This is a genomic window from Haloferax profundi, from assembly GCF_001469865.1.
Classification (GTDB): Archaea; Halobacteriota; Halobacteria; order Halobacteriales; family Haloferacaceae; genus Haloferax; species Haloferax profundi.
Genome location: NZ_LOPV01000431.1, coordinates 1 through 10,996, shown reverse-complemented (window position 1 = coordinate 10,996; position 10,996 = coordinate 1). Strand labels below are relative to the sequence as shown.

The following is a 10,996-nucleotide window of genomic DNA, read 5'->3' as shown; positions in this document are numbered from 1 at the left end:
GGTGCCGAACTCGTCGAGTTCGACGAGTGTCTCTCGCGGGCCGACTTCCTGACGGTCCACACGCCGCTGACGCCCGAGACGGAAGGTCTCATCTCCACCGACGAACTCGAGACGATGGGAAGCGGCTACCTCATCAACTGCGCCCGCGGTGGCGTCGTCGACGAGGCAGCCCTCGCCGAGGCCGTCGAAAACGGCGTCCTCGACGGTGCCGCAGTCGACGTGTTCGCCGACGAACCCGTCTCGCCCGACAACCCACTCCTCTCGGTGGAGAACGTCGTCGTCACGCCGCACCTCGGCGCGTCCACCTCGGCCGCACAAGAGAACGTCGCCGTCTCGACGGCCGACCAGGTGGTCGCCGCGCTCCGCGAGGAACCAGTCATGAACGCGCTCAACGCGCCCTCGGTGGACGAGAGCGCCTTCCCGCGCATCCAACCCTACATCGAAATCGCCGAAACCGCCGGCAAGATTGCCGGCCAACTCCTCGACGGACGCCTCGGCGAAGTCGAAGTCAGCTACCAGGGTGACATCGCCGCCGAAGACGTCGAACTCGTCACCGCCTCCGCCCTGAAGGGCGTCTTCACGCCGCTCGAATGGCAGGTCAACGCCGTCAACGCGCCACAAATCGCGAAAGAACGCGGTATCGAAGTCACCGAGTCGAAGTCCCGCCAGTCGGAGGACTTCCAGAGTCTCGTGACGGTCACCGTCCGCAACGGCGACGAAGAGATGACCATCTCGGGCACGCTCTTCGCCGGTGACGACCCGCGCATCGTCCGCATCAACGGCTACCGACTCGACGCCATCCCGCACGGCCAGATGCTCGTCGCTCGCAACTACGACAAACCCGGCGTCATCGGCTTCATCGGCACCGTCCTCGGCGAGAACGACGTCAACATCGCGGGGATGTTCAACGCCCGCCGCGCGAAGGCCGGCGGCGAGGCACTGACCGTCTACAACCTCGACGACGAGGTTACGGACGACGTCCGCGAGAAACTGCTCGCAGACGACCGTATCATCGACGTCGACGCGATTACCCTGTAAACTGGGTCACCGTCCATCGAACGACGGCACAACTCGCATCACTACGCGGCCGACGCCCGACTGAACGCGACCAAGACCACGTCGAACACGGCCGATGGTCGACGACAGACCGACCGACCGACCGCTTCTTTGCGACCGATTCTTCGTCGACTGCGACGCTCGTGACGACTGCATTTCGCGTGACGACATCCCGTGAGCGTGTTCTCGGTACCGTTCTGCGAGCAACCGTTCGTAGTGGTCGATGACCGCGTGGCGGTTCTCGTGGGTGGCATCGAGTTGTTCTTTGAGACGGGTGTTCGCGCGGCGGAGCGCCTCGTTCTCGCGGCGAAGCGACGCGACGTCCTGCGTTGGAGGGGAATCAGCAGGACGGGTCGACGATGCGGGGGCGGCCCTGGAGTGGCCGGTGCCCGTCTCGTCCGAGGGGTACGTTCGTGACCCGGACCCACCTCCGATGGTCCCGGTCGGCAGACTACTGAGCGACATCGTGTGGTACCACGTGGCACAGAATGAAAAAGACGTGTCAGACGAATAACTGACGCACGTCATCGGTCGTCCGTCACAGGGCGAAATCGTGAGTGAGAGTCGGTGGTCGAACGTTCCGCCTACTCGGCGAGGTGTTCGAGCACCGCGTCGGTATCGTTCGGGACCGGTTCGGGGTCGTCACCGGCCTCGAACGCCGCATCTGGGTCCTTCAGGAGGTGTCCCGTCGTGAGACAGACGACCTGTTCGTCTTCGCTGACCGTGCCGTTCTCGCGAAGTTTTCGGAGGCCGGCGACAGACGCCGCAGACGCGGGTTCGACGCCGACGCCCTCGGCGGCGAGGTCACGTTGTGCTTCGGTGATTTCCTCGTCCGAGACGGCGACGGCGGTGCCACCCGTCTCGCGGATTCCGGGCAGTGCCTTCGGCGCGTTGACGGGGTTGCCGATGCGGATGGCCGTCGCGCGCGTCTCCACGTCGTCCCAGCGGCGCGTCTCGTCCCACCCGTTCTCGATGGCTTCGACCATCGGTGCGGCACCGTCTGCCTGCACGCCCGTCAGTTTCGGCACGTCCTCGGCGTCGAGCGCACCCGACTGGACGAGTTCGCGGAACGCCTTGTAGAGCGCCGAGGTGTTGCCCGCGTTGCCGACGGGGAGGACGATACGGTCTGGGTAGGTCCCGTAGTCTTCGTGGAACTCTTCGAGAATCTCGAGGCCGATGGTCTTCTGGCCTTCGAGACGGAAGGGGTTCAGCGAGTTGAGGAGGTACACCTCACCGCGGGCGGCGAGGTCCTGGACGATGTCGAGACACGAGTCGAAGTTGCCGTCGACTTCGAGGATGCGCGCGTCGTGGAGCGACGCCTGCGCAATCTTTCCGGCGGCCACTTTTCCGGCGGGGAGCAAGACGAGCGTCTCCATCCCATCGCGCGCGCCGTATGCTGCGAGGGCCGCAGACGTGTTACCCGTCGAGGCGCAGGCGAGTCGGCCGACGCCCAGTTCCTTCGCGACGCGGACGCCGACGGTCATGCCGCGGTCTTTGAACGACCCCGTGGGGTTCATCCCCTCGTGTTTGATGCGGAGCGTCTCGACGCCAATGTCAGATTCGAGGCGGGGGACGGTGTGCAACGGCGTCGCGCCCTCGGGGAGCGAGACGCCTTCTTCGAACGGGAGCGCGGCGTTGTAGCGCCAGACGCCGCGGCCCTCGAAGTCGTCCCACGTCGGCGGGGACGCGTAGCGAACTTCGAGGAGGCCGTCACAGTCGTCGCACGTGTACCGTACGTCGTCGAACGGTGCGAACTGTGCGCCGCACTCGATACATTCGAGCCAGGTGCCGTCAGCGGCGACGGATGGCTCCTCGGGGGTAGGTGCCGTGAGTTCGAGGCTCATTGGTCGGGCGGTGGAACCAGAGGGACAAAAGCAGGTGGGTTTGGGCGGTACCTACCGGACCGACAGCGAGGCGGACGTGAACCGAACTGCTGCTTACGACTCGCCGAAGGCGTCGATACGAGCGTGCACGTCGTCGGCCCACTCGTCGAGGGCGGCGTGCATCATCTCTTTGGCCTCCGGGAGCGGTGTCGCCGTGTACTGGTAGACGTACCCGCCGGGGTCCAACAGTCGGCGCTTGCGCTCTGCGAGGCCCTTGTCGAGCAGCGTCGTCAGCGAGCGATTGACGTTGCTCCGGTCGCGTTCCAGAACTTCCGCGAGTTCTGCGACGGTGCTTCCGGGGTTGTCGAGGAGCGCGAGGTACGTCCGACTCTCGTGGCTCTGGATTCCGAAGACACAGGCGAGGACCTGCCCGAAATTCGGGTCGTCGGTCTCCATCAGGTCTTCCATATCCGGTGCATCAGCCATGCACATCTGTTCGCTGTCCGCCGAATTAAACCCTCACCAAGCGGCGAAGGCGTTGCATCGCCGGAGACGTACCTCGACGCGGCCGACACGCAGTCTACTCGTCTTTCGCGTACCCCATCTTCATCACACACGTCCGCATCCCGGCTTCGTCTTCGTGTTTGTGGAGCGTCGTCGGCGTGTCGCAGTAGAACGTCGACCCGTCGTGGCGGAGCGTCACCTCGTGAATCCCGCCGAGCATCTCGGCGCGGACGATGATTCGATGTCCATCGAGAAGCGCGTCGAGAATCTCGTCGGCGGTCAACTCCCCTGACTCGATTCGGAGCAAGTCGGCCATACACTCACATTTCGGGCGAACCGTATCAGTATTGTCGAAGGACGAGAGCTGTGTACGACGAAACTGAGACCGAACAGAGAAGACTGAGTCGAGGAGGACGAGTCACCGGCAGACGCCCCTCCCATCAGTTCGTCGTCGACTTCCCAACCCCACGACGAGTCACCGGCAGACTCCCCTCCCGTCAGTTCGTCGTCGACTTGGACCGCTTCTCTGCGTCTGTGACCGGCACCTCGACGCCTTCGACGGCCTCCGCGACTTCTGTCTCTTTCTCGGTGTCGATGTGCCAGCGGTCCACCTCGTCCTCGTAGTTTCGAAGCATCTCCGAGACGTTCGACTTCAGGCCGTCGTCGTTGACGTTCACCTCGAAGACGAACTGCTCTTCGCCAGTTCCCCGGCCCACCTGCTGGATGTTGGCGCTGATGAGTTCGTTGTCGAAGTAGTACGGTGCCAACTGCGTCATCACCTTCCGGTAGACGGTGTCTTCGACCTTCCGGAGGGCTTTCCGCCCGGCGGAGTCGGCAGCACGCGCGACGTAGTTGATGGAGTCTTGCCACGACTCGACGGCACCCTCGTCGTCTCCTTCTTCGATTTTCTCGTAGGAGCGAGACAACTTCTCACCGGCCGTCTTCAGGTCTTCGTTGGGCGCTTTTCCTTCCTTCTCACCTTCGCCCTCGCCGACACTCGCTTGCTTGGCCGTCTTCTCGTTGACGTCTTCTCCCAGTCGCTCGTGTGACTTTGGCCGCCACTCGTCCCAGTCGTCGAAGTGCGCGCCTTCGACTCCGGACTCGCGGAGGGCACGGGTGATTCGCTCCCCGTGTTCGACGACTTCCCCCCAAGAGCCCCGGCATTTGAACCCGGAGATGCTCTCTTCCATGTCGTTGACTGGACTACGTGCCAAGAGATAAAAATTCTCCGAGAACCCCTGTCACGCGAGAGATAGTAACTGATTTGTGAAATAATTCGTCGAGAACCAGCGAGGGCGCTTCGGTCGGGCGAACTGTTCAGCGACTGCCGTAGATGACGCGCTCTGCGAAGGCGTCGAGGCGATTCGAGAGTCCTTCGAACCACGCGCTGGGCGACGCCGTCCGGAGTTCCGACTCGTCGAGTTCTATCTTCTCGTCCCCGAATGGGTCACGGTCGCCGGCACTCGTCGCGTCGACGACAGTCGTCATCGAACACCGACCACACGCCTCTCGGTTCGGGTCTGCCATGTGTGCCCGATTCGCAACCATCACGAATAAACCTTGGTTTCCCACCGGTCGCGACGGGCTTATAGGGACGAACGTGTTGCACCGTCTCATGGGATACCGCGTCGTGGACACGGACGACGTCGAACCGATACCAGACCGACCTTGCGAACTTCGGCGCATCGGCGTCGAAGGCGGCTTAGAGCAGTTCGCACTCAATCGCTTCCGCGCCGAGCCGGGCGAACAGGTACCGCTGGCGTATCACTACCACACCGAACAGGAAGAGGCGTTCTACGTCCTCTCGGGCACCCTGTTCGTCGAGACGCCAGACGAGACGTTCGAGGTGTCGGCAGACGAGTTGTTCGTCGCCGACCCGGAGAGTCCGCACCGCGCTCACAACCCGGAAGACGCGACTGAGGCAGTCGACATCCTCGCCATCGGCGCACCTGCCGTGTCGGGTGACGCCGAGGCGTACGACCCCGACGAGAGATGAGCGACGTGGGACACCCCAGAGCAAGTGACGGACGGGACGACACCGACGGCCCGGACCCCGACGTTCCGGAGTGGGACGACGAGTACCTCGACCGGGTGAGTGACCGACTGATGTTCCACTACGACCTGGAGAAAGACTCGGTCGTCCGCGGTGAACGGTTCGACCTCTTCGGGTCGATGCTGATGGAGACGCGCAAGCAGTTCATGCATCAGTCCATCAACTACGCCAACCACCACGCGAAGGAGTACCTCTTCGCCCGCCGGGTCGACACCGCGACTATCGCCGAACTCGAACGCCTCGTCGAGTTGGGCCACGAACTCGCCGACCTGTGGGTCGAACCGAGTCCGGAACACTTCGGGACGGACTTCACGTTCGTCCTCGTCGCACCCGACGTCCCAGAAGACGTCCACGACTTCGTCTCCGACTTCGCGGACCGGACGCTCATCAAGTTCGGCTACTACGGCCACGTCGAGATGAACGTCGCCGTCGTCGCCCCCGACGACGAGGCGGCAATCGCGAGTCGAAACGCCGACTCTGTGGACGCTTTTACCCTCTGGACAGATATCTCTCCCACGAGTTCGAAGGGTGTCGTGCAGCGACTCGTCGAGCGATTGCGTCGGTAAAAAAGAACCGTCGAGTGGTTTCGCGACGTTAGTCGTCGTTCGGGGTTACGTGCCCGCTGCTCGAACCCCGCACGTCCTGGATGTTCTCGTAGCCCATCTTGGCGAGCGAGAGCGCCAAGTAGATGAGCGTGAACGCCAGGATAATCTGGACGACTGCCGAAATCATCGAGACTGTCGTCGCCGACGCCATCCACTCGGGGTTGAGGAACTTCGCGTAGATGTTGTCGTGAATCGCCAGCCACAGCAGGCCGAGACTCGTGATGGTGACCATCAGGGCCATCGGACCGCCAGTGCTGATGAGTTGCTTGGAGTCGTCCCAGTTAGCCAGCCACACCGTCGCCGTCAGGAGTGCCAGCGCAGCGAGAAGCTGGTTGGCACCGCCGAACAGTTGCCAGAGGGTGAGCCACGACCCACTCGTGATGAGGACGTACGCCGGAATCGCCTGCACCGCAGCGTTGCCCCAGCGGTTCGTCGCGAGTTCTTGGGCCGACGACTCGGGCGTGCCGACGATTTCTTCCATCATGTAGCGGCCGAGACGCACGGCCGTGTCAGTGGACGTGAGCAGGAAGCTCACGAGCACGAGAGCCATGAACGGACCACCGAAGGACGTCGGGATGCCGAAACTCGTGAGGATGATACCGCCACCTGCCGCGAACGTCGGCAGGGCGAGGCCGATACCGCCGCCCACTTCGGGGCCGACGATAGCAACAGTTGCGAGTGCGACAGTGGCGAGGAGACCCTCACCGAGCATGCCGCCGTATCCAATCATCCGCGCGTCAGACTCCTTGTTGAGTTGCTTCGAGGTGGTCCCCGAAGAGACGAGCGAGTGGAACCCGCTGATGGTCCCACACGCGATGGTGATGAACAAGAGCGGGAACAACGGCGTTCCAGTCCGGCCCATGAATCCGTAGAACGGTTCGAGGTTCGTCACGAGCGGTTGCGACGAGGTGCCGACGAGGGTGCCGACGATGATTGCGAGGAGTGCCCCGCCGACGCCTGCGTAGAGCAGGAACGACGAGAGGTAGTCACGCGGTTGCAGGAGTACCCACACCGGGAGGGCACTTGCGAGTGCACCGTAGACGAGGATAATCGGAATCCACGCCGCGGCGTTGGCACCGAATGCGCCCGCTGCCGGAAGCCACGACCCGCCACTGCCGAGCAGGACGATGGTCGACGCCGGTGCGCGTGCCGCAGGTTCGAACAGTGCAATCGGGAACTGGATGCCGAAGTACACACCGATGAACATGGCGGCGACGAACCCAACCGTACCCGGAAGGAACGGCAGATTCAGTTGGTAGAGGTACATCCCGAACAGGACGGCGAGGACGATGTACACCAGACTCGCCGTCGCCGCCTCGGGGTACGCGTTGAACACGATGGCCACCACGAGGGCGAACACCGCGACGACGAGGATGATGGTGAGGAACGCGAACCACAAGAGCATGTTCTTGCCGCGTTCGCCCACGTACTCGCCGATGATGTACCCGATAGACTTTCCGTCGTGTCGCAGACTGCTCGACAGCGACACGAAGTCGTGGACACTACCGAGGAGTGGGTTTCCGATAGCAATCCACGCGAGTGCAGGGAGCCACCCCCACACCACACCAGCCGTAATTGGCCCCACGATGGGTGCCCCGCCTGCGATACTCGAATAGTGATGCCCCAGTAAGACCGGCTTCTTCGCCGGTACGTACTCTTGACCGTCTTCGTACTTGTGCGCCGGTGTATCACGACTATCGTCGAGTTCGACGAATCGCGCGAGATACCGGGAGTATCCGAAATACCCCACCGTGAACAACGCAAGTACGATAGCGACCAGCCATATAACTTGTACCATGGTACTCTGCCCCACCAAGAGACACGAAAATGGCTACCTTAACGTTAACGATAGTTGAGAATGTATGGAAACGGGACTACAGGTAAGCATCGCTACGGGTTCGAAAACCTGTATTCCGCGAGAACTGTAATGACACCTCAATTCGCGGTGAGTTCTACACCAACCTCGATTTCGTCGGCTACTTCACCGAGGAAATCTCCTTTCACTTCGGCGACCCGTGTCTCGATTGCGGCGACCAGCGGTGGCGACAGGTCCTCGCGGAGTTCTCGGAGTCGCTCTCGCTCAGTCTTGACCCGGTCTCGCAAGAACGTCGCGCCGCGGCCCTGTTCGTCAGGGTCCGGTTCGGGCGTCAGGCGATTGACTGCCAGTCCTCGAACGTCGAGTCCGTAGTCGTCCAGTTGCTCGACTGCCCGCTTCGTCTCACGAATCGAGAGTTCGTCGGGATTCACGACGAGGAAGAACGCCGCCTCCGACTGCAACGTCTCCTTGGCGAAGTTGAAGTCGTCACGGCGCTGTTCGAGACGGGCGATAATCGGGTCCCCCTCCATCATGCGCCGTGGTTCGTTGTTGCCGATAGCCGCGCGTTCGAACAGTTTCACCGACTGTTTTCGTTTGTGGAGGAGTCGTTGAATCCACCCGTCGAGGTACTCGGGCAACGAGAGCAGGCGGAGGGTGCCGCCAGTCGGTGAGGTGTCGAAGACGACCCGGTCGTACTCCTCGGAGTCACGCATCACGTCGATGAACCGGTCGAAGAGCGCAGACTCGTGGGCGCCGGGCGTCTGGTGGGCCATCTCTATCTGCCGGTCGATTTCGTTGACCATCGCCGGACTCACCTGGTCGCCCAACGCCCGCTTCGTCTCCATGAGGTGTTCGCGGACTTCCGTCTCGGGGTCTATCTCCATCGCGTCGAGGTTCGGTTCGTCCGCGACGGGTTGGGGTGTGTCGGTGAACGATTGGTCGAACACGTCCCGCGTACTGTGCGCCGGGTCCGTCGAGACGAGGAGCGTCGAGACACCAGCACGAGCACACTTGACCGCGTAGGCGCTCGACATCGTCGTCTTTCCGACGCCGCCCTTTCCGCCGAAGAACACAAATTTTCGCATGTTAGAAGTGGTATTGGTGGCCCTTTCGTTCGAGAAGCGACCCTCGGTCCCACATCCGTCGCTCCCACGCCTCGAACTCGTCTTCGAGGTACGGCAGCAGTTCGGCCGTGTAGTAGGAGACAGGTGACGGGATGCCGAACGCATCCGGGAAGCACGCGAGCATGAACGCGTCTTCGTCGTCTTCGGCTTGTTTCTCGATTTTCTCGTAGGCAGGGTGTGTTATCATCCCGTGGTAGAGGCCGCGAAGCCACTCCTCTACGAGTTCACGAAAGGACTCGATGCGCGCGGCAAGCGTCATCAGGTTACACACTCACCGATGACTGGGCAAAAGCGTATCGCTCACGAACGACGACACAGGATTCCCGCGGGTTCATATACGAGGGCGAGGTAGGGCCGGCCATGAATCCGCGTGAGGCAATCCCTGTGACGGTGCTCGGCGGGAGCCTCGGGGCGGGCAAGACGACGCTTCTCAACCACCTGTTGACGAACGCCGGCGACCACGACATCGCCGTCCTCGTCAACGACATGGGTTCGGTAAACGTCGACGCCGAGTTGGTCGCAGAGGAATCCGAACTGACCGTCGGTGGCGGTGTGACCGAGTTGTCGAACGGGTGTATCTGCTGTGAACTGCAGGACGACCTGGAGACGGCCGTCGTCCGACTCGCACAGGAGCGCTCGTTCGACCACCTCGTGGTCGAGGCGTCGGGTGTGTCGCGGCCCGGCCCAGTCGCTCGACTCTTCGTCACGTCGCGGGCGGCCGCGAGGTACGACGTCGCCGGCCTCGTGACCGTCGTCGACGCCCGCCTCTTCGCCGACACCTTCGTCGGCGGCGACCCCGAGCGAACGGTCGCCGAAGACAGCGACGGGTCGGTCGAGCCGCTCTCGGACCTCCTCGTCGAACAAGTCGAGAGCGCGGACCTCGTCGTCCTCAACAAGCGCGACCTCGTCAGCGACGACGAAGTCGCAGACGTGCGCGACGTGATTTCGGCGCTTCGGCCCAGCGTCGATATCGTCGAGACGACCCACGGCGGCGTGGACGTCGATTTCCTCCTCTCGGACCTCCACGACCCCGATGCACCCGTTGGCTGGCGGGCCGCACTCGAACACGAGGACGAAGACGCAGGTGCCGAAACCCACGACGAGAGCGGGGACGGACACGGCCACAGCAGCCACGAACACGAGCATTCGCACGCGGAGGGAGACGGCCACGAACACGACCACAGTGTCGTCTCGCACGCAGAGGAGACGTACGGCATCACGTCGTTCGTCTACCGCCGACGAGCACCGCTCGACCCCGAGGGAGCGTCGGCAGTGCTCGGGAACCTCCCCGACTCGGTCGTCCGTGCCAAAGGGTCGTTGTGGGTCGCCGGGGCCGACGACGTCCACTACACCTACAGCCAAGCCGGTCCGTCGGCGTACGTCACCGCTGGCGGCCCGTGGATTGCGACACTCCCCGAGTTCGAACAGGACACGTATCGACGCAACCACCCCGAAATCGACTGGCACGACGAGTACGGCGACAAGCGAACCGAACTCGTGTTCATCGGGCACGACATCGACGAAGCGGCCCTCGTCGAAGCACTCGACGAACACGTCCTCGAACCGGGCGCAGACGTGGCAAACGGTACGTATCCCGTCGAGCCGGGTGCTGAACTCACGCTCGCCGAACCGGAGGGAGCGCGATGAGCGACGGAGAGACCGGCGAGATAGAGTGGGGCGAAGGCGACCCGCGCGTCGTGTTCGTCATGAACATCGTCCTCTCGTCCATCTTCGCCACCGTCGTGGTCTACGGACTCTCGTACCTCGAACTCATGGCGTTCACCTTCGTCAACGTCGCGACGGCAGCGCTGTTGCTCATCGCACTCACCTACGTCGTGACGAAGTAGCGGCGAGAGGGCCGTCGCAATCGGGAATCGGCCGTCGCGTGTCAGCTAACACGCGCACCCGGTGCTTCCGGGAGACCGCTCCAGCACCATCTCGTCGCCACAGGTCGGACACGACGGTGGACCGTCGCCTTCCACGTCGAGGTCGAGGACGCGTTCACTACAGTCGTG

General features: G+C 63.0%; 14 protein-coding genes. 5 read left to right on the top strand and 9 right to left on the bottom strand.

Translation table 11 applies throughout. The features are described 5' to 3' along the window. A partial coding sequence (locus AUR66_RS14730) for an NAD(P)-dependent oxidoreductase (protein WP_058573035.1) occupies positions 1-1,038 on the top strand: 1,038 nt, incomplete at its 5' end. Positions 1,039-1,044: 6 nt separating this feature from the next. Here AUR66_RS14730 and AUR66_RS14725 read toward each other — a convergent pair. The 6 genes from AUR66_RS14725 to AUR66_RS14700 all read right to left on the bottom strand — a co-directional run bounded on the left by AUR66_RS14725 (position 1,045) and on the right by AUR66_RS14700 (position 4,910). Continuing rightward, positions 1,045-1,521, bottom strand: coding sequence for a hypothetical protein (locus AUR66_RS14725; RefSeq protein WP_058573034.1), 477 nt, complete (start codon positions 1,519-1,521; stop codon positions 1,045-1,047). Positions 1,522-1,640: 119 nt separating this feature from the next. Beyond that, on the bottom strand, positions 1,641-2,900 hold the full coding sequence (thrC, locus tag AUR66_RS14720) for a threonine synthase (RefSeq protein WP_058573033.1): 1,260 nt from the start codon (positions 2,898-2,900) through the stop codon (positions 1,641-1,643). A gap of 93 nt (positions 2,901-2,993) precedes the next feature. Next, positions 2,994-3,365, bottom strand: coding sequence for a helix-turn-helix domain-containing protein (locus AUR66_RS14715; RefSeq protein ID WP_058573032.1), 372 nt, complete (start codon positions 3,363-3,365; stop codon positions 2,994-2,996). Positions 3,366-3,459: 94 nt separating this feature from the next. After that, on the bottom strand, positions 3,460-3,699 hold the full coding sequence (locus AUR66_RS14710) for a hypothetical protein (RefSeq protein ID WP_058573031.1): 240 nt from the start codon (positions 3,697-3,699) through the stop codon (positions 3,460-3,462). A gap of 181 nt (positions 3,700-3,880) precedes the next feature. After that, on the bottom strand, positions 3,881-4,573 hold the full coding sequence (locus AUR66_RS14705) for a DUF5828 family protein (RefSeq protein ID WP_058573030.1): 693 nt from the start codon (positions 4,571-4,573) through the stop codon (positions 3,881-3,883). Positions 4,574-4,700: 127 nt separating this feature from the next. Then, positions 4,701-4,910 carry a hypothetical protein gene (locus AUR66_RS14700; RefSeq protein ID WP_058573029.1) on the bottom strand — a complete coding sequence of 70 codons (210 nt, stop codon included), beginning with the start codon at positions 4,908-4,910 and terminating at the stop codon, positions 4,701-4,703. Positions 4,911-4,998: 88 nt separating this feature from the next. Between AUR66_RS14700 and AUR66_RS14695 the strand changes: the two genes are divergently transcribed. After that, positions 4,999-5,379 carry a cupin domain-containing protein gene (locus tag AUR66_RS14695; protein WP_058573028.1) on the top strand — a complete coding sequence of 127 codons (381 nt, stop codon included), beginning with the start codon at positions 4,999-5,001 and terminating at the stop codon, positions 5,377-5,379. Further along, entirely contained in the window at positions 5,376-6,002 is a 627-nt protein-coding gene (locus AUR66_RS14690) for a hypothetical protein (protein ID WP_058573027.1), read from the top strand. The genes AUR66_RS14695 and AUR66_RS14690 overlap by 4 nt, the downstream gene beginning before the upstream one ends. A 28-nt stretch (positions 6,003-6,030) precedes the next feature. Here AUR66_RS14690 and AUR66_RS14685 read toward each other — a convergent pair whose 3' ends face one another. The 3 genes from AUR66_RS14685 to AUR66_RS14675 all read right to left on the bottom strand — a co-directional run bounded on the left by AUR66_RS14685 (position 6,031) and on the right by AUR66_RS14675 (position 9,240). Next, on the bottom strand, positions 6,031-7,839 hold the full coding sequence (locus tag AUR66_RS14685; RefSeq protein ID WP_058573026.1) for a carbon starvation CstA family protein: 1,809 nt from the start codon (positions 7,837-7,839) through the stop codon (positions 6,031-6,033). A gap of 137 nt (positions 7,840-7,976) precedes the next feature. Further along, positions 7,977-8,942, bottom strand: coding sequence for an ArsA family ATPase (locus AUR66_RS14680; RefSeq protein WP_058573025.1), 966 nt, complete (start codon positions 8,940-8,942; stop codon positions 7,977-7,979). 1 nt (position 8,943) lies between these two features. Continuing rightward, complete coding sequence (locus AUR66_RS14675; protein ID WP_058573024.1) at positions 8,944-9,240, bottom strand: hypothetical protein; 297 nt, start codon at positions 9,238-9,240, stop codon at positions 8,944-8,946. 101 nt (positions 9,241-9,341) lie between these two features. Here AUR66_RS14675 and AUR66_RS14670 point away from each other — a divergent pair, with 101 nt between their 5' ends. Both AUR66_RS14670 and AUR66_RS14665 read left to right on the top strand, forming a co-directional pair. Beyond that, positions 9,342-10,628: a CobW family GTP-binding protein gene (locus AUR66_RS14670; RefSeq protein ID WP_058573023.1), complete on the top strand. Its 1,287-nt coding sequence runs from the start codon at positions 9,342-9,344 to the stop codon at positions 10,626-10,628. Continuing rightward, positions 10,625-10,828: a hypothetical protein gene (locus tag AUR66_RS14665; protein ID WP_058573022.1), complete on the top strand. Its 204-nt coding sequence runs from the start codon at positions 10,625-10,627 to the stop codon at positions 10,826-10,828. The genes AUR66_RS14670 and AUR66_RS14665 overlap by 4 nt, the downstream gene beginning before the upstream one ends. The last annotated feature ends 168 nt before the right edge of the window (positions 10,829-10,996 follow it).